This window comes from Streptomyces sp. NBC_01261 (assembly GCF_036226385.1).
Classification (GTDB): Bacteria; Actinomycetota; Actinomycetes; order Streptomycetales; family Streptomycetaceae; genus Streptomyces.
On sequence record NZ_CP108463.1, the window covers coordinates 2,119,705 to 2,136,831 of the forward strand.

The window sequence follows — 17,127 nt, forward strand, 5'->3', positions numbered from 1 at the left end:
GGGGCGTGACATGGCGTACGGAGAGCGGGGTCGGCGTACCCCTGTGGTCGATCTGGCCGACCGCGGGGCGCTGGAGCGGTACCGGCCGGCGGACCCGGCGACGGTCGCCGAGGCACGGCGGCTGAAGGAGGCCGCGCTGCTGGACTTCGGGCTGACGGAGTCGGCGGTGGCGTCCTGGCTGTACGCGAAGTGCCATCACCAGATCCCGACCACGGCGGTGGACACGGCGGCCGTGGTCGCCTCCGGCGACGGCTCCTGCCTGCTGCTCTTCAACCCGGACTTCTTCGTCGGACTCGGCCTGGACGGCGTGAAGTTCGTGCTCTTCCACGAGGCACGGCACCTGGTGCAGCGCCATCTGTTCGCCGACCTCGAACTGCGCGACGACCCGGTCTTCGAGCTGGCCGCCGAGGTCTCCATCAACCATGTCGCCCTGGTCCGCCTCGGCCGCACCGAACTGCCCCTGCTGGACGGCCGACCGACAGGCATCGACCCACGCGGGATCCACCGGCTGTACCGGGACGACCTCACCGCGCACGGCCTGGAGCCGGTCCCCTACGAGGAGTTCATCGCGACCGACATGAAGGTGTTCGGCGAACTGAAGCGCATGCGGCACCCTCCGGTCCCGGAGCGGCAGCTGTGCGTGCACCTGGTGGACGGCCGGGTAGCGGCCGACCAGGAGACGGTGGACGCGGTGGCGTCGTCCGCGCTGCTGAACTCCCTGCTGGCGGCCCGGCGCGGACACGCGGGCGCGGAGCGGGAGTTGCTCGACCTGATGGGCCGCACCGAGGACGGTTCCGCGCGGGCCGGCCGGATCTGGGGGAACCTCGGCGCGGGCGTCCTGCGCGGCGAGACGGCACGCACGCGGACGGTCCACTGGTGGCAGCGCTGGCTCGTCGACGTCCTCGGCTCGAAACTGCGCGACGGCGAGCGGCTGGTGTACCCGAAGAAGCGCGGCGCCCTGCTCGCGGCCCTCGGCCAGGACCCGATGCTCTCGCGCCGCGGCCCGGTCCGGGACAAGGTCCTGGTCGTCGCGTACGACACCTCGGGCTCGATGCCGCACCGCGTGATCACCTGGCTCACCGAACTCGTCGGCCGCATCGACGGGGTCGAGGCGCACTGGCTGTCCTTCGACGCCGTGGTGATGCCGTTCAGGCCCGGCGAGCGGGTCTACGGCGGTGGCGGCACGAGCTTCCAGGTCGTCGCGGACTACGTGGAGGGGCGTACCGAGGTGAACGGCCGGCGGTTCGACGTGACCCCGGACGCGGTCGTGGTGCTCACGGACGGGTACGCGCCGCCTGTCACGCCCGCCGAGCCGGACAAGTGGATCTGGCTGATCACCGAGGGCGGCAGCGAGTGGCCCGAGACGCACAACCCGGCGATGGACTGCCATCGCGTCACGACAGGATCGACGTAAATGACCACGGAGACAGGGCAGTCGACGACCCCGGAGGCCGGGCACGGTCGGCGTGAGCCGTCGCGCCTGGAGTCCTTCATCGACGCGATGATCGACATCGGGCAGACCGGGCAGGTCTTCGGCGAGCACGGCATCGGCAAGACGGCGACGTTCTTCTCCCACATCGGCCGCGCCCACCCGGACACCGCGCTGGTGTACGTCCCGGCGGCGAATCTGACACCGGACGACCTGCTCGTCAACGCGCCGGTGCGGGACCCGCACACCGGTGAACTCGTGCTGCGCCAGCTGGTGATGAGCCAGCTGAAGCCGGGCACGCCGTTCGTGCTGCTCATCGACGACTCGTTGCAGGCGGGCGACACGATCCAGTCGCAGCTGATGCAGATCGCCTGCAACTGGACGCTCGGCGAGCACGATCTGCGGGCGCTCGGCTGCGTCGGTGTCTTCCTCACGGACAACGAGTCGCTGTCCGAGACGTCGGCCCGGCGCGGCGACCTCGCGCTGCTCGACCGCATGGTGACGATGCGGATCACGGCGAACGACACGTCCTGGCGCCGGCACCTGGCGGCCAAGTACCGCCCCTGGGACCTCCGTTCGGTCTTCAGTGTGTGGGCATCGCTCTCGCCCGCGCTGCGCGAGCTGCTGTCCCCGCGCACGCTGGACCACGTCCTGGCCAACGCGAAGGAGGGCTTCCCGCTCCGCTGGGGCCTGCCCCTGATCGACGGCGAGCGGCTGCGGCTGGCCGAGCCGGGCCCGGACGGCCGGCCCGGGCAGAACCGCACGACGGAGATCCTGGACCGCGTCGCCGAGGCCCTGGGCGTGCCCAACCCGGCCACGATCCCCGACCCGGTACGGCAGGTGGTGCGGGCCGCGCTGCGCAACCGCTGGACGGTGCTGCTCCAAGGGCCGCCCGGCTGCGGCAAGACGGAGCTGGTCCGGGAGACGGTCCGCGCGGGCCTGGGCCGGGAGCCGCTGTACTTCTCGCTGCCGGTGACGAACGTCGAGGACCTGTGCGCGCCGATCCCGTCGCCGGACGGCACCCTGGACAACCTGCTGGCCGCGAACTTCACCGGGCCCGGCCCCAAGGCGATCGTGTGGGACGAGTACAACCGCCCCAAGGACAAGGCCGCGTTCGCCAAGCTGATGGAGATCACCCAGGAGTGGTCGCTCGCCGGACGGCGGATCGAGAACCTGCGGGCGCAGATCGCCGTCCAGAACCCGCCGTACCACCTGGGCCGCAAGCTGCTGGTGTCGCGGAACAACATCGCCCAGGCGACGCGGTTCACGGCCTCGCTGACGGTGGACCCGGAGGACATCCCGGCGAACGAGTGGCTGCTCGCGCGGTACGGCTCGGACGCGGAGACGGTGCTGGAGTGGTGGAAGCACGACATCGACGACGACGGCCGCGCCTGGATCACCAAGCGCACGCTGGAGCGGCTGATCAAGCTGCACCGGCGGGGGCTGCCGCTGGAGATGGCGACGGTCTATCTCGGCGACGGGGAGTACGCGCCCGTGCCGCTCACCGCCCTGATCGACCGCTTCAAGGGCCGCCCGGTGACGGGACTGCGCGAGCTGGCCCGTGACGCGGACCTCTGGGAGGCCCGGCTGCGCCGCGCGGCCGAGCACACCGACGAGGGCGGCGACGACAGCGACGTGGTCCACCAGATCCTCGCCAACGCGGAGCTGTCCCAGCTGAAGAAGCACCGCGCGGTCGTGGCCCGCATGGTGGCCCTGCTGCCGGCGAAGCTCCGGGCGACCTATCTGGTGGGGGCGTCGGCTCGGCAACAGCGGTTCTGGACGGACATCTTCACGGGCTTGGCGCGTCGCTGACCCCGTGCTCGGACTCCCCCGGCCGCGCGGTGCGATGCACGCTGCGTACGGCGGCCACGTCCGGGGCGAGCGAGGGTGCCGGGATGTGGGCGGCGAGTGCCTCCAGGCGGCGTTTGACGCTGGCGGCGATCCCCTGGCCGAGGACGAAGCGGGTGGGGGTGACCGCGCGGGGTGCCGTGTCGAGGAGGCGGTGGGCCTCGCGGCTGCGCATCCCGGAGTGGGACAGGACGAGATGGGTGAGGCGGTGCTCGGCGGCGACGAGGGTCCGGCCGATGCTCTCGGCGGCGCGCAGATCAACGTGGTTGTCGGCCGCGCCGAGCACAGCCGCCGCTCTCACCCGGCCGAGGTCCAGCAGCCCGACCCCGGCCGCGGTGGCGGCGGCCACCAACCGCGCCGCGCCCCGCGGACCGATGCCGTTACTGGCGACGGACAGCCGCACGAGCCGTCCGTACGGCGCGCGTTCCAGGGCGTCGGCGAGGAGGAGGGCGCCGGCGTCCCCCAACCGGGCGGCGGATACGTAGAGTTCGTCGATCGCGCCCGCCGCGACGACGGCGGCGAGGGGTGCGGTGCCGTCCGCGCCGAGCGTGTTGCCGCCGATGAAGAGCCGCTCGATGCGGCGCCCATTGCCGGCAGCGGCGAGCAACGCGTCAGCAAGGACGACTGCGCCCGCCGGATCGATCCCGGTCTGCACGAGGTCGAGCGTGCGCAACGACCGCGCGGACTCGATGAGTTCGGCCGCCGCCCGCCCTCCCCCGCTGCCCAGCGGGTTGCGCTTGAGCCACACCCCGGTGACGACCTGCGGCGAGGCCCGCAACTGGTCCGCGATCCGACAGGCACCACCGGCCGTTATCCCGTTGCAGCCGAGATAGAGCGTCTCGACGTCCCCACTCCCCGCGGCCACGACTTCGGCGCCCTCGTCCCCGAGCCCGTCGGTACCGAGCAGCAAGTGCCGTACAGGAGAGGGCCCTTGGGCCAACGCCTCGGCGACCAGCGCGGCACCCTCCGCCCCCAACTCCTGCTTGCACAGGTCGAGCCGCCCGTCGGGCAGGGCCGTGCCTACGGCGAAGTCGAGGCGCTCTCCGGCTGGTCGGCCCGCCCTCAACCAGTCGAGCAGCGGGGCCAGTTCGGCGACGGGTCCGGGCACGATGTACGGGACACCGGCGAAGGTGATCGCCGGCGGAGGTGGGGAATCCTGCCCAGAATCCGCTCCCGCAGGGCCGTCAGGATCCCCGGTGCCCTCCACGCCCCCGCTCACCACGCCGCCTCCCGATAGTCCTTGAGGAACACCCCGGACACCGGGTCGCCGGACTCGCCGCGCACGATCGGGTCGTAGACGCGGGCCGCGCCGTCCACGATGTCGAGGGGGGTACGGAAGCCGGCGTCGGCCATCCGGTCCTTCTTGGGGGCCGGGTTCTCGTCCGTGATCCAGCCCGTGTCCACGGCGCACATGTGGACGCCCTGGTGGGCGAGTTCGGCGGCGCTGGTGCGGGTGAGCATGTTGAGGGCGGCCTTGGCCATGTTGGTGTGGGGGTGGCCGGGCATCTTGTTGCGGACGGCGAACCTGCCCTCCACCGCGGTGACGTTGACGACGTACCGGCGGGGGCGCGGCGAGGCGAGCAGCAGGGGCAGCAGGCGGTCGCAGAGGAGGGCCGGGGCCAGGGCGTTGACGAGTTGGGTCTCCAGGACCTCGGCCGGGTCGAGGGCGCCGAGCCGGGCCGACCAGGAGTTCTCCGGGGACGGGTCGGGCAGGAGCCCGGCCTCGTCGGCCTCGCGGAGTACGACGGGGAGCGTCGAGGCGCCGCCCGCGAGCATCCGCATCGGTGTGAAGCCGGGCGCCCGCCGTGCCCCCTCCGGCAGGGCGTCGCGCTCCCCCGCGGTCAGCAGCGCGTACGACCGCGGAGGGCGTCGTACGGTCTGCGCGGCGTTGTTGACGAGGATGTCCAGCGGTTCGCCCGCCTCCCTCAACTCCTCGCACAGGCCCAGCACTTGGCGGGGGTCGCGGAGGTCGACGGCGAGCACCGTCAGCCGGTCCAGCCACTTCTCGCTGCCCGGCTCGGCACGGAACCGGCGTACGGCATCGTGCGGGAACCGCGAGGTGACCAGCAGCTCCGCGCCGTCCCGCAGCATCATCAGCGCCAACTGGAAACCGATCTTCACCCGCCCGCCGGTGAGCAGCACCCGGCGCCCGCTCAGGTCCGTACTCAGCGCCCGGCGTGCGGAGTTGTCGGCGGCGCAGTCGGGACACAGCCGGTGGTAGAAGGAATCCACCTGTCGATAGGGCGACTTGCAGACGTAGCAACCACGCGGCCTGCGGTAGACACCCCCACCGGTATCCGCGTGCCCCACCAACTCGCCCGCTCGATCCGCCAGTTCACCCGCTGGACCCAGCGGAGCGTCCTCGCGTCGATCCACCGCCCCCGTCGCGGTCGCCGCCATCGTCGCCGCGTCGGCCGCGGACACGTCGGCGCCGCGGGCCTTCCGGCGCCGCAGCCGGCCGTCCCTGGCGAAGGACGCGGCGACCTGTTCCGCGCGCAGGCGCACCGGATCGTCGACGGGCAACTCCCGCAGCCTGCCCACCGCGTGGTGGAAGGCGGCCAGTTCCGCCTCGGTGATCCCGCCCTCGTCAGTCATCGATCCCCGCCCCGGCCGTGCCATGAAGTGGGCCCCGACCGGATTCGAACCGGCGTATCCGCCCTGACAAGGCGGCGAGTCTGCCTCTGCTCAACAGGGCCCCCGAACGCAGCCCGGGGATCGGATTCGAACCGATGTGATTCGTCAGAGCACGACGTGCGCCTGCCTCTGCGCTACGCCCGGGTGCGCCCCCGGATCCTAACCGCACTCGCCCGCGCGCACCGCACCGAATAAACGCGCCCGTTCAGCGGGAGGTGGTGCGTCGGATCTCCAGGCGTTCCTTCTCCGACAGACCGCCCCACACGCCGAAGCGTTCGTCGTGGTCGAGGGCCCACTCCAGACAGGCCGAGCGGATCGGGCACATGCCGCAGATCCGCTTGGCCTCCCTGACGGAGCTGCCGGGTTCGGGGAAGAAGAAGTCCGCCCCGGTCTGCGCGCACAACGCCTCCTGCTGCCAGTCCAGGTCGGGCGAGGTGATCGTGTCGATGTGCATGGCCAGGATCGTGCCGTCCGGCGAAAAACGTTCGATCAACGCGGGATCAACGCCGCGCTCCGAGGCCTCCGGCCGCCCCGATGATGACCCCTGCGCCCGCACCGACGCACGGCGGCGCGCGGACCCGGTATGAAAACACGGAGAACTTCAACGGTCACCGAGGGTAACCATCACCGTATCCGCGAACCGCCGCCGCGCTCCGGCAGCGATTGTCAGTGGGCGGTGCAAGACTCGGCAGTGCAGAGAACGGGCCCTTCCCACGGGACCCTTCAACGAGGAGGGCAATGATGCTCACCACCCGTTTCGTCAACGGCGCTCCCAACTGGCTGGACGTCGGCTCGCCCGACATCGACAGCGCCATCTCCTTCTACGGCGGTCTCTTCGGCTGGCAGTTCCAGTCGGCGGGACCCGAGGCCGGCGGCTACGGCTTCTTCCAGCTCGACGGCAGGACGGTCGCCGGCGGCATGCCACTGCCCCCGGAGCACGACTCGTCCGCCTGGACCGTGTACTTCCAGAGCCCGGACGCGGAGGCCACGGCCAAGTCGGTGGAGCAGGCGCACGGCGCGGTCCTGTTCCAGCCGATGGACGTGATGGGCCAGGGTCACATGGCGATCCTCAGGGACCCGGGGGGCGCCGCGTTCGGCATCTGGCAGCCGGGCCAAATGAAGGGTGTTGACGTCGCGGGCGACCCCGGTTCGCTGACCTGGGTCGAGCTGTACACGCCGGACATCGCCGCGGCGGCCGCGTTCTACTACGCCTCGCTCGGCCTGGAGACCTCCGCCGCCCCCATGCCGGGCGGCGACTACACCTGCCTCAATCCGTCCGGTGCCGGTGAGGACGCGATGTTCGGCGGTGTCGTCCCGCTCGACGTCGACCCGGACGGCGCGGCCTCGGGGGCGTACTGGCTGGCCTACTTCGAGGTCGCCGACGTGGACGCCACGGTCGCCAAGGCGCTGGAGACGGGCGGCAAGGTCGCCGTGCCGGCCGCCGGCATGGAGGGCGTCGGCCGCATCGCCCAGCTCACCGACCCGCACGGCGCCCGCTTCGCCGTCATCAAGAGCGAGCCGCCGCAGGGTTGACGGTGCCTCCCGAGTCGGCGGCACGCGGGCCGGCCCGCCGGCCGGTCCCACGCCGACGTACGGGCACGGCTCACGCGGAGGCGCGGTGGACCAGGGTGGTCGGCAGGATCACGCTGGACGGCGCGCCTCCGATGCCGTCCGGGGCGCCCCGGCGGTCGAGGCCGCGCAGCAGCAGGCGGGCCATCAACCGGCCCATCTCCTCTATGTCCTGGCGGACCGTCGTGAGCGGCGGTTCGGTCTGCTCGGCGACCGGAAGCATGTCGTCGAAGCCGATCACCGCCACGTCCTCGGGCACCCGCAGACCCTCCTCGCGCAGCACCTTCAGGGCGCCGTAGGCGGTGAGGTCGTTGGCGGCGAACACGGCGTCCACGTCGGGGCAGTTGTCGAGGAGTTCCCGCATCGCGCGCTCACCGCCACCCGGGGTGAAGTCGCTCTCCACGATCAGCCGGGGATCGACGTCGACCATGACGTCCCGGAACCCGTCGAGCCGGTCCACCGCGGAGGTCTGGTCGAGCGCGCCGGTGATGTGCGCGATCCGGGTGCGGCCGAGCCCGACGAGGTGTCGTACGGCCTCACGGGCACCGCCCCGGTTGTCGCAGTCGACGTAGACCGTCGGTCCGGAGGCGCGTGTCCCCTCGCTCCAGGAGGGCCTGCCGCCGAACACGGTCGGGACACCGGCCCGTTGGATCAGTCCGGGCAGCGGGTCGTCGAGGTGCAGGGAGAAGACGAGCGCGCCGTCCACGTGACCGCCGGCGAGATAGCGGCCGACGCGGGCGTGGTCGTCGCGGCCTTCCGTGAGGAGCAGCACGAGTTGGGAGTCGTGGGCGGTCAACTCCTTGCTGATACCACGGAGTTGCATGGCGAAGAAGGGGTCGGCGAAGACGCGCGTCTCCGGTTCGGCGATCACCACGGCGATGGCGTCGTGCCGCTTCGTCACCAGACTTCGGGCCGCCTGATTGGGGACGTACCCGAGTTCGTCCACGGCCTGCCGGACCCGCTCGACGAGCGATTCCCGCACCCCGTCCCCGCCGTTGACCACCCGCGAAACGGTGGCCCGCGACACCCCCGCCCGCGCGGCCACGGCCTCCAACGTGGGACGCGGCGCTGTCTCGGTCACGGTTGGACCCCTCCTCGATGATGCGGATCAGGATAGCCGTGGCGGAACCGGACGGTGAGAGCGCTCCCAAAAATGGAGTGCGCCCTCACCCCAACAGATCCACCCGCCGCCCCACCCCGTCCCGCTCCGCCCGCTCATACGCCAGCCACGCCAACGCCAGGTCCTGCCACGGCAGCCCGACGGGTGCGTATACGGAACGCGCATCGACATCGGTCCGCCCCGGATGATCTCCGCGCAGTACGTCGCCGAGCGTGGTGTCGATGTGGGCCGGGGTCAACGCGCCCACGGACTCGACCAGTTGGCGGTCGTCGACGACGACCAGTGCCGCGTCCAGCAGGTCGGCGGCGAGTTCCCGCTTGCCCGGCTCGTCGGCGCCCAGGCTGGTGAGGTGCTGTCCCTCCCGGGTGTCCACGAGGGACAGCAGCGGGGTGCGGGACCAGGTCGCCAGGAGGACGATGTCGGCAGCCGCGGCGATCTCCTTCGGCGAGCCGAGCACCCGGCCGCCGTGTCGTGCGGCGAACTCGGTCGCGCGGTCCACGTCCGTGTCGTGGACGAGGAGTTCGCCGTGCGGCCGGAGCACGCCCAAACCGCGCACCATCAACTCGGCCTGCGCGCCCGCGCCGATGACCCCCACCGCCGCACCCTCCGCCGCACCCGCGAGGGCATGCGTGCCCAGGGCAGCCGCGAGCCCCGTCCGCCACGCGGTCACCGTCGCCGAGTCCAGCAGGGCGAGCAACTCGCCGTCCACGCCGCTGTGCAGGCACAGCACGCCCCTCAACGCGGGCCGGGCGTCAGGGAACTTGGCGTTGACCTTCACCGTGTAGGCCTCGATGCCGGGCAGCAGTCCGGGCATCAGCGCGGTGGCGGTACCGGGGAACGGAAGGTCGGTGCGCACCCGTTGGCCCGGGATCGCCACCGGGGCCCCTACGGCGAGGAAGCCGGCCCGCAGCGCGGCGAGGCAGGCCGAGGGTTCCAGCAGGGCGCCGAGGACGCTCCGTGTCAGCAGGCGAGTCATGCGCTCATGATCCGTCGGAAGCGGAGTCGGCGGCGGAATCGGTCGCGGAATCGGTCGCGGAGTCGGCCGCAGAATCCGGGGCAGCGGCGGCCTTCTTCGCCCTGCTCGGCTGCACCCTCTTCGGCTCGCCCGGCATCTTCGGGTACTCCGGCGGGTACGGCAGATCGCCCAGCCCGTGGTCGTGTTCGTCGCGGCGGGCGAGTTCGAGGAGGGCGTCCAGGGAGTAGCGGTGGTCGTCCATGTCGGCGTGCACGTCGCCGAGTTCGGCGAAACGGGCCGGCATGGTCGCGAGGTCGAAGTCCCGGGGGTGCGCGGTGTCGACCTCGTCCCAGCGCAGGGGTGCCGAGACGGGGGCGTGCGGGCGGGGTCGTACGGAGTAGGCGGAGGCGATGGTGCGGTCGCGGGCGGTCTGGTTGTAGTCGACGAAGATGCGCTCGCCGCGTTCCTCCTTCCACCACTTGACCGTCACCTGGTCCGGCATCCGGCGGGCCAGCTCGCGGCCGACCGCGATGGCCGCGCGGCGGACCTGGGTGAAGGTCCAGCGCGGTTCGATCGGCACGAAGACGTGCAGACCGCGTCCGCCGGAGGTCTTGGGGAAACCCTTCAGACCGCCGAACTCGTCCAGCACGGCGCGCAGTTCATGGGCGGCGCGGACCGCGTCGTCGTAGTCGGTGCCGGGCTGCGGGTCGAGGTCGATGCGGAGTTCGTCGGGACTGTCGACGTCGTCGCGGCGCACCGGCCAGGGGTGGAAGGTGAGCGTGCCGTACTGGGCGGCCCACAGCACGGCGGCCTGCTCGGTGGGGCACATCTCGTCGGCGCTGCGCCCGCTGGGGAAGGTGATGTGGGCGGTCGGGATCCAGTCGGGCATGTTCTTGGGCGCCCGCTTCTGGAAGAAGTTCTCGCCCTCGACCCCGTCCGGATAGCGCTCCAGGGTGGTGGGCCGGTCGCGCAGGGCGCGGAGGATTCCGGGGCCGACCGCGATGTAGTACCGGGCGAGGTCCAGCTTGGTGAAGCCGCGCTCCGGGAAGAAGATCTTGCCTGGGCTGGACAGCCGTACGGTCCGGCCGCCCGCCTCCAGTTCCACCGCTTCGCCCATGCGAGCCACCGTAGGCCCGGCGCGCAGACATCGCACACCGGGCGGCGAGCGACGTACGAGAGCAGAATCGGGAGCATGGATCTGCCGGTGATGCCGCCCGTGAAGCCCATGCTCGCCAAGTCGGTGGCGAGGATTCCGCCGGGCATGCACTACGAGGCGAAGTGGGACGGCTTCCGGGCGATCGTGTTCCGGGACGGGCCCGAGGTCGAGCTGGGCAGCCGTACCGGAAAGCCGCTGACCAGGTACTTTCCCGAACTGGTCGAGGCACTGAAGGAGCGCGTGCCGGAGCGGTGCGTCCTGGACGGCGAGATCGTGATCGCCCGGGACGGGCGGCTGGACTTCGACGCGCTGAGCGAGCGCATCCACCCGGCCGAGTCGCGGGTGCGGACGCTGGCCGAGCGGACCCCGGCCTCGTTCGTCGCCTTCGACCTGCTGGCCCTGGCCGACGAGTCACTGCTCGACGTGCCGCTCGGCGACCGCCGGGCGCTCCTCGAACGGGCCCTGGCCGGCGTGACCACACCCGTGCATCTGGCGCCCGCGACCACCGACATCGACGTGGCGCGACGGTGGTTCGAGCAGTACGAGGGCGCCGGGCTCGACGGTGTCGTGGCGAAACCACTCGACCTGCGCTACCGCCAGGACGAGCGCGCGATGTTCAAGATCAAGCACGAACGGACCGCGGACGCCGTCGTCGCGGGCTACCGCCTCCACAAGAGCGGCCCCGTCGTGGGCTCACTCCTCCTCGGCCTCTACGACGGTCAGGGCGCCCTGCAACATGTGGGCGTGTCCGCCGCCTTCACCATGAAGCGGCGCGCGGAGCTCATCGAGGAACTCGCGCCGCTGCGCATGGACGACCCGACCGGGCATCCGTGGGCGGCCTGGGCGGAGGAGGCCGCGCACGAATCCGCCCGGCTGCCGGGCGCCCCGAGCCGCTGGTCCGGCAAGAAGGACCTCTCCTGGGTGCCACTCAGACCGGAGCGGGTGGCCGAGGTGGCGTACGACCACATGGAGAACGGCGCGCGCTTCCGGCACACGGCGCGTTTCCGCCGCTGGCGCCCCGACCGCACGCCCGAGAGCTGCACGTACGCACAACTGGAGGAGCCGGTCCGCTATGACCTGGCCGAGATCCTCGGTCCGCCGGACTGACTCCTTCCGGATCTTCCGGTGGGCCGATCGGCCCATTCGACGCGCACAATCACAACCGAGCGGGTATGGCCATCAATGAACTTATAAACGCACAATCGAAAACACAGACTTGGTGGCAACGGTGGGCATGGGACAAAAGGCGCCTCAGCGGCGCGGCGCGAGAAGAGCGGCGCTGCTGGCCGCCACGCTGACGGCCTCCCTGGCGGTGGGCTGTACGGCACATCACGGCAGCCCCGTCGACGACGGACGCGGACAGAGCCGGCCCCCCGCACAGACCCCGGCCCAGAGCCCGAGCGCGGGCGGCACGGTCGCCCCCGCCGCCGGTCCGCTGCTCGCGGTGAAGATCGACAACGTGTCCGCGGCCCGCCCGCAGACGGGGCTGGACTCGGCGGACATCGTGTACGCGGAGCAGGTCGAGGGCGGGCTGAGCCGGCTGATGGCGGTGTTCGCCACCAAGCTGCCCCCGTCCGTCGGCCCGGTGCGCAGCGCCCGCGTCTCCGACCTGGAGCTGCTGCGCCAGTTCGACGACCCGACGCTCGCCTTCTCCGGGGCGCAGCACAAGCTCCTGCCGCTGATCGCCAAGGCCCCGCTGCGATCGGCGTCGCCCGACGAGGAGGGCGCCGCCTACTACCGGGGCGTCGACAAGTCCGCCCCGCACAACCTCTACCTCCACCCGAACAAGCTGCTCCCCTCCGCCCCGGGCGCGGCCGCCCTGACCACCGGCTTCCACTACGGCACGGCCCCTACGGGCGGCAAGGCCACGGCCTCCCGCAGCGTCCGCTACCCGGCGGCCCGCTTCACCTTCACCTGGTCCGGGACCAAGCACCGCTGGCTGGTCACCGAGGACGGCACACCCACCGTGCTGACCAACGGCAAGCGGGTCGCCCCGGCGACGGTAGTCGTCCAGTACGTCAAGATCCGCAAGTCCAAGTACCACGACGTCCTCGGCAACAACACGCCCTACACGGAGACCGTCGGCTCCGGGAAGGCGGACGTCCTGCGGGACGGCCGTACGTACAGCGTCGACTGGAAGCGTCAAAAGGCCACGGACGGCACGGAGTTCACCACCGCGGACGGCAAGCCCATGAACTTCGCGAAGGGCCAGGTCTGGGTGGTGTTCGCCAAGGCCTGAGCGTCCCTAAGGACTCTGGCGCGCCCCAAAGGGGCGCGGGGAACTGCGCGACCAGCCCCCACTGCCCCGCAGACAACGAACCACCCAGCCCGCTACCGCCGCGCAGCGAGGGGCTCCGCAGGATTGCGGAGCCCCTCCGCCGCATCCGAGACACGTTGGATGAGGTCGAAGAAGACGCCCTGCTCCTCGGCGGAGAGCGGAGCCAGAAAGACCTGGTTCATCCGAGCCGTCCGCACGACCAGCTTGCGATGGACACGCGTGCCGTCACCGGTGAGCCGCAGCAGAAACCGCCGCCCGTCCCGCGGATCACGCACCTTGTCGAGCAACCCGCGCCTGATCAGCCGGCTGATCACCTCCGCGATGGTCGACCGGTCAAGCCCCACCCGCTCCCCCACCGTCCGCTGGTCGAGCCCCGGCTCCTCGGCGAGCGCGTTGAGCACCGCGAACTGCGGAGAGGTGATCTCCTCGGAGACCATGGTGTTCCACAGCAGATAGTGCGCCTGCTGGAGTCGCCGGGCGAGGTGCCCGGGGTGGGTGGTGAGGTCCACCGCGGCCATGTGCCCTCCCGAAGTCGAATTCATCTGTGCACTGAACGATACCTGGAGGCCCTACGGCCGAGTCCAGCCTTGTGCGCCGACAGGTTCCCGCACTTGAACTCGTACTTCTCCGAGGTCTTGACGGGGAGCCCTCACGGTGGCAGCGTGAAGGAAACTTCACCGAAATGCTCAGTGCCCTGACTACCTGCTGACCGGGCGCTCGAACGGGACGGAGCTTCACGGATGGACAAGGTGGTCGCCACAGCCGACGAGGCCGTGGCCGATGTGCCGGACGGAGCGACCCTCGCCGTCGGCGGCTTCGGGCTGAGCGGTGTGCCGAACGTGCTGATCCAGGCCCTGTACGAGCGCGGGACGACCGGCCTGGGCGTGGTCTCCAACAACTGCGGGGCGATGGAGTCCGGGCTCGCCGTCCTCCTCTCCGCCGGGCGGATCGCTCGGGTGACCGGCTCCTACATCGGCGCCAACAAGGAGTTCGCCCGCCAGTACCTCGCCGGGGAACTGGAGGTCGAGATGATCCCCCAGGGCACCCTCGCGGAGCGACTGCGCGCGGGCGGTGCGGGGATTCCCGCCTTCTACACCCCGGCCGGGGTCGGCACACAGGTCGCCGAGGGCGGACTGCCCTGGCGCTACGACGGCTCCGGCGGCGTCACGCTCGCCTCGCCGCCGAAGGAGGTGCGGGAGTTCGACGGCACCGAGTACGTCCTGGAGCGCGGCATCCGTACGGACTTCGCCCTGGTCCGTGCCGCGAAGGGCGACCGGCACGGCAACCTCGTCTTCAACAAGTCCACCCGGAACTTCAACCCCCTCGCGGCGATGGCGGGCAAGGTGACCATCGCCGAGGTGGAGGAGCTGGTCGAGCCCGGCGAGATCGACGCGGACGCGGTGCATCTGCCCGGGATCTTCGTGCAGCGGGTGGTGGCGCTCACCCCCGAGCAGGCCGCCGACAAGCGGATCGAACAGCGGACGGTGAGCAACTGATGGCCTGGACACGCGAGGAGATGGCGGCCCGCGCGGCGCGCGAACTCCAGGACGGGCAGTACGTCAATCTCGGCATCGGCCTGCCGACCCTGATCCCCAACTACCTCCCGGCGGACGTCGAGGTGATCCTCGAATCCGAGAACGGCATCCTGGGCACCGGCCCGTACCCCACCGAGGACCAGGTCGACCCGGATCTGATCAACGCCGGCAAGGAGACCGTGACGGTCCTGCCCGGCGCCTCCTTCTTCGACTCCGCGCTCTCCTTCGGGATGATCCGGGGCGGGCACATCGATGTCGCCGTGCTGGGCGCGATGCAGGTGTCGGCGGGCGGTGACCTGGCGAACTGGGCGATCCCCGGAAAGATGATCACCGGGATCGGCGGGGCGATGGACCTCGTGCACGGCGCCCGCACCGTCATCGTCGTCATGACCCATGTGGCCAAGGACGGCTCCCCGAAGATCCTCACGGAGTGCGCGCTGCCGCTCACAGGCAAAGCGTGTGTGAACCGAGTCATCACCGATCTCGGCGTGATCGACGTGTCACCCGAAGGTCTCGTGTTGATCGAGACCGCGCCCGGTGTGAGTGTCGAGGAGATCGTCGCCAAGACCGACGCGAAACTCACCGTCCCGGAAGGCCTGCTGTGAACCCGGTTTACATCGTCGACGCCGTCCGCACCCCCATCGGCAGGTACAGCGGAGGGCTCGCCTCCGTCCGCCCCGACGACCTCGCCGCCCACGCCCTGCGCGAACTCCTCGCCCGCACACCCGACCTGGACCCGTCCCGCATCGAGGACGTCTACTTCGGCAATGCCAACGGCGCCGGCGAGGAGAACCGCAACGTCGCCCGCATGGCCGGCCTCCTCGCGGGCCTGCCCACCTCCGTACCGGGCGTCACCGTCAACCGGCTCTGTGCGTCCGGCCTCGAAGCGGTCATCCAGGCGGCCCGCGCGATCGCGGTCGGGGACGCCTCCATCGCCGTGGCGGGCGGGGTGGAGTCGATGACCCGGGCGCCGTACGTGCTGCCGAAGCCGGACCGGCCGTTTCCCGCCGGGCACACCGAGTTGTACTCGACCACGCTCGGCTGGCGCATGGTCAACCCGGCCATGAACCCGGAGTGGACCATCCCGCTCGGTGAGAGCGCGGAGTTGATCGCCGACAAGCACAAGATCGGCCGCGAGCAGCAGGACGAGTTCGCGCTCGCGAGTCACCGCAAGGCGGCCCAGGCGCAGGCCTCGGGGCTCCTCGACGGCGAGCTCGCACCCGTGTCGATCCCGCAGCGCAAGGGCGACCCGGTCGTCTTCGCCGCCGACGAGTCCGTACGGGCGGACGCGTCCCTCGCCGCCATGGCCAAGCTCAGGCCGTCGTTCCGCACGGAGAACGGGACGGTGACCGCGGGCAACGCGTCGCCGCTCAACGACGGTGCCGCGGCCCTGCTGTTGGTGGACGAGGAAGGACTCAAGGCGACCGGCCGCCAGCCCCTCGCCCGCGTCTCCGCGACCGGTGTCTCGGCGATCGACCCGCAGTACTTCGGACTCGCGCCCGTAGAGGCCGTCAACCGCGCACTCACCAAGGCCGGCAAGGGATTTGACGACCTGTCAGTCCTGGAGCTCAACGAGGCCTTCGCGGCCCAGGTGCTCGGATGTGTCGCCGAGTGGCCCGAGTTCGACCCCGCGATCCTCAACCCCCAGGGCGGCGCCATCGCCCTCGGCCACCCGCTCGGCGCCTCCGGTGCCCGGCTCGCAGGCACCGTCGCCCACCAACTCGCCCGCAAGGGCTCGGGAGTTGGAGTCGCCACCCTCTGCATCGGCGTGGGCCAGGGCCTGGCCCTCGTCCTCGAACGGTAGGAACTCGAACGGCAGGAACCCCCATGGCTCTCACCCAGCACGACATCGACCTCGAAATAGCGGCCGAGCACGCGACGTACGAGAAGCGGGTCGCCGACGGCGCACCGGTCGAGCACCATCCCCGCCGCGACTACGCCCCGTACCGCTCCTCGCTCCTGCGCCACCCGAAACAGCCGCCGGTCACCATCGACGTCTCGAAGGACCCGGAGCTGGTGGAGCTGGCCTCCCCCGCGTTCGGCGAGCGGGACATCACGGAGATCGACAACGACCTGACCCGACAGCACAACGGCGAGCCGATCGGTGAGCGGATCACCGTCTCCGGGCGGCTGTTGGACCGGGACGGGCGGCCGATCCGCGGCCAGCTGGTGGAGATCTGGCAGGCGAACTCGGCCGGCCGCTACGCCCACCAGCGCGAGCAGCACGACGCCCCGCTGGACCCCAACTTCACCGGTGTCGGGCGGACGTTGACCGACAGCGAGGGCAACTACCGCTTCACGACGGTCCAGCCGGGCCCCTACCCCTGGCGCAACCACGTCAACGCCTGGCGCCCGGCACACATCCACTTCTCGATGTTCGGCACGGCGTTCACCCAACGGCTCGTGACGCAGATGTACTTCCCGAGCGATCCACTGTTCCCGTACGACCCGATCATCCAGTCGGTGACGGACGACGCGGCCCGGCAGCGCCTCGTCGCGACGTACGACCACAGCCTGTCGGTGCCCGAGTTCTCGATGGGCTACCACTGGGACATCGTGCTCGACGGCCCGCACGCCACCTGGATCGAAGAAGGACGCTGACC

16 protein-coding genes and 2 tRNA genes are annotated in these 17,127 nt (G+C 71.2%); 9 read left to right on the forward strand and 9 right to left on the reverse strand.

Going from position 1 to position 17,127, the window contains the following annotated elements:
* Positions 1-10 precede the first annotated feature (10 nt).
* Positions 11-1,414 (forward strand): DUF2201 family putative metallopeptidase, encoded by a 1,404-nt coding sequence (locus tag OG226_RS09315; RefSeq protein ID WP_329348559.1) that lies wholly within the window; start codon positions 11-13, stop codon positions 1,412-1,414.
* A complete protein-coding gene (locus OG226_RS09320) occupies positions 1,415-3,241 on the forward strand; it encodes an AAA family ATPase (protein WP_328676241.1) in 1,827 nt (608 codons plus the stop codon). It abuts the gene before it with no gap.
* Here OG226_RS09320 and OG226_RS09325 read toward each other — a convergent pair.
* The 5 genes from OG226_RS09325 to OG226_RS09345 all read right to left on the reverse strand — a co-directional run bounded on the left by OG226_RS09325 (position 3,219) and on the right by OG226_RS09345 (position 6,365).
* Positions 3,219-4,385, reverse strand: a complete 1,167-nt coding sequence (locus tag OG226_RS09325; protein ID WP_329348560.1) for a ribonuclease inhibitor — start codon at positions 4,383-4,385, stop codon at positions 3,219-3,221. The two genes, OG226_RS09320 and OG226_RS09325, sit on opposite strands and share 23 nt — an antisense overlap.
* 107 nt (positions 4,386-4,492) lie before the next feature.
* A complete protein-coding gene (locus OG226_RS09330) occupies positions 4,493-5,872 on the reverse strand; it encodes an SDR family oxidoreductase (protein WP_329348561.1) in 1,380 nt (459 codons plus the stop codon).
* Between the two features lie 29 nt (positions 5,873-5,901).
* Positions 5,902-5,973: transfer RNA gene (locus tag OG226_RS09335), tRNA-Asp, on the reverse strand.
* Positions 5,974-5,983: 10 nt separating this feature from the next.
* Positions 5,984-6,056: transfer RNA gene (locus OG226_RS09340), tRNA-OTHER, on the reverse strand.
* A 60-nt stretch (positions 6,057-6,116) separates the two neighbouring features.
* A complete protein-coding gene (locus OG226_RS09345) occupies positions 6,117-6,365 on the reverse strand; it encodes a WhiB family transcriptional regulator (RefSeq protein ID WP_328676244.1) in 249 nt (82 codons plus the stop codon).
* Positions 6,366-6,652: 287 nt separating this feature from the next.
* On the opposite strand from OG226_RS09345, the gene OG226_RS09350 reads away from it, so the two are divergent.
* Entirely contained in the window at positions 6,653-7,444 is a 792-nt protein-coding gene (locus OG226_RS09350; RefSeq protein ID WP_329353351.1) for a VOC family protein, read from the forward strand.
* 70 nt (positions 7,445-7,514) lie between these two features.
* Here OG226_RS09350 and OG226_RS09355 read toward each other — a convergent pair whose 3' ends face one another.
* The 3 genes from OG226_RS09355 to ligD form a co-directional block, all read right to left on the reverse strand.
* Positions 7,515-8,561 (reverse strand): LacI family DNA-binding transcriptional regulator, encoded by a 1,047-nt coding sequence (locus OG226_RS09355; protein ID WP_328676245.1) that lies wholly within the window; start codon positions 8,559-8,561, stop codon positions 7,515-7,517.
* Between the two features lie 85 nt (positions 8,562-8,646).
* A complete protein-coding gene (locus tag OG226_RS09360) occupies positions 8,647-9,576 on the reverse strand; it encodes an ornithine cyclodeaminase family protein (RefSeq protein WP_329348562.1) in 930 nt (309 codons plus the stop codon).
* 4 nt (positions 9,577-9,580) lie between these two features.
* Positions 9,581-10,672 (reverse strand): non-homologous end-joining DNA ligase, encoded by a 1,092-nt coding sequence (gene ligD / locus OG226_RS09365; protein ID WP_329348563.1) that lies wholly within the window; start codon positions 10,670-10,672, stop codon positions 9,581-9,583.
* 75 nt (positions 10,673-10,747) lie between these two features.
* Here ligD and OG226_RS09370 point away from each other — a divergent pair, with 75 nt between their 5' ends.
* Both OG226_RS09370 and OG226_RS09375 read left to right on the forward strand, forming a co-directional pair.
* On the forward strand, positions 10,748-11,818 hold the full coding sequence (locus tag OG226_RS09370) for an ATP-dependent DNA ligase (protein WP_329348564.1): 1,071 nt from the start codon (positions 10,748-10,750) through the stop codon (positions 11,816-11,818).
* 127 nt (positions 11,819-11,945) lie between these two features.
* On the forward strand, positions 11,946-12,950 hold the full coding sequence (locus OG226_RS09375; protein ID WP_329348565.1) for a DUF3048 domain-containing protein: 1,005 nt from the start codon (positions 11,946-11,948) through the stop codon (positions 12,948-12,950).
* A 92-nt stretch (positions 12,951-13,042) separates the two neighbouring features.
* On the opposite strand, the gene OG226_RS09380 is transcribed toward OG226_RS09375, so the two are convergent.
* Positions 13,043-13,507 carry a MarR family winged helix-turn-helix transcriptional regulator gene (locus tag OG226_RS09380; protein ID WP_328676250.1) on the reverse strand — a complete coding sequence of 155 codons (465 nt, stop codon included), beginning with the start codon at positions 13,505-13,507 and terminating at the stop codon, positions 13,043-13,045.
* Between the two features lie 222 nt (positions 13,508-13,729).
* On the opposite strand from OG226_RS09380, the gene OG226_RS09385 reads away from it, so the two are divergent.
* The 4 genes from OG226_RS09385 to pcaH are packed head-to-tail and all read left to right on the forward strand — an operon-like array spanning position 13,730 to position 17,125.
* Entirely contained in the window at positions 13,730-14,485 is a 756-nt protein-coding gene (locus OG226_RS09385; protein WP_329348566.1) for a CoA transferase subunit A, read from the forward strand.
* Positions 14,485-15,129, forward strand: a complete 645-nt coding sequence (locus OG226_RS09390; protein WP_329348567.1) for a CoA transferase subunit B — start codon at positions 14,485-14,487, stop codon at positions 15,127-15,129. Before OG226_RS09385 ends, OG226_RS09390 begins: the two co-directional genes overlap by 1 nt.
* Positions 15,126-16,328, forward strand: coding sequence for a thiolase family protein (locus OG226_RS09395; RefSeq protein WP_329348568.1), 1,203 nt, complete (start codon positions 15,126-15,128; stop codon positions 16,326-16,328). Before OG226_RS09390 ends, OG226_RS09395 begins: the two co-directional genes overlap by 4 nt.
* Before the next feature lie 23 nt (positions 16,329-16,351).
* The gene (gene pcaH, locus OG226_RS09400) at positions 16,352-17,125 is read left to right on the forward strand and encodes a protocatechuate 3,4-dioxygenase subunit beta (protein ID WP_329348569.1); all 774 of its coding nucleotides are present in this window, start codon (positions 16,352-16,354) and stop codon (positions 17,123-17,125) included.
* Positions 17,126-17,127 lie beyond the last annotated feature (2 nt).

Coding starts and splice junctions, on each gene's coding strand:
- OG226_RS09375 (WP_329348565.1), top strand. CDS start 11,946: ATGGGACAAAAGGCGCCTCAGCGGCGCGGCGCGAGAAGAGCGGCGCTG.
- OG226_RS09390 (WP_329348567.1), top strand. CDS start 14,485: ATGGCCTGGACACGCGAGGAGATGGCGGCCCGCGCGGCGCGCGAACTC.
- OG226_RS09315 (WP_329348559.1), top strand. CDS start 11: ATGGCGTACGGAGAGCGGGGTCGGCGTACCCCTGTGGTCGATCTGGCC.
- OG226_RS09370 (WP_329348564.1), top strand. CDS start 10,748: ATGGATCTGCCGGTGATGCCGCCCGTGAAGCCCATGCTCGCCAAGTCG.
- pcaH (WP_329348569.1), top strand. CDS start 16,352: ATGGCTCTCACCCAGCACGACATCGACCTCGAAATAGCGGCCGAGCAC.
- OG226_RS09385 (WP_329348566.1), top strand. CDS start 13,730: ATGGACAAGGTGGTCGCCACAGCCGACGAGGCCGTGGCCGATGTGCCG.
- OG226_RS09345 (WP_328676244.1), bottom strand. CDS start 6,365: ATGCACATCGACACGATCACCTCGCCCGACCTGGACTGGCAGCAGGAG.
- OG226_RS09350 (WP_329353351.1), top strand. CDS start 6,653: ATGCTCACCACCCGTTTCGTCAACGGCGCTCCCAACTGGCTGGACGTC.
- OG226_RS09360 (WP_329348562.1), bottom strand. CDS start 9,576: ATGACTCGCCTGCTGACACGGAGCGTCCTCGGCGCCCTGCTGGAACCC.
- OG226_RS09330 (WP_329348561.1), bottom strand. CDS start 5,872: ATGACTGACGAGGGCGGGATCACCGAGGCGGAACTGGCCGCCTTCCAC.
- ligD (WP_329348563.1), bottom strand. CDS start 10,672: ATGGGCGAAGCGGTGGAACTGGAGGCGGGCGGCCGGACCGTACGGCTG.
- OG226_RS09380 (WP_328676250.1), bottom strand. CDS start 13,507: ATGGCCGCGGTGGACCTCACCACCCACCCCGGGCACCTCGCCCGGCGA.
- OG226_RS09320 (WP_328676241.1), top strand. CDS start 1,415: ATGACCACGGAGACAGGGCAGTCGACGACCCCGGAGGCCGGGCACGGT.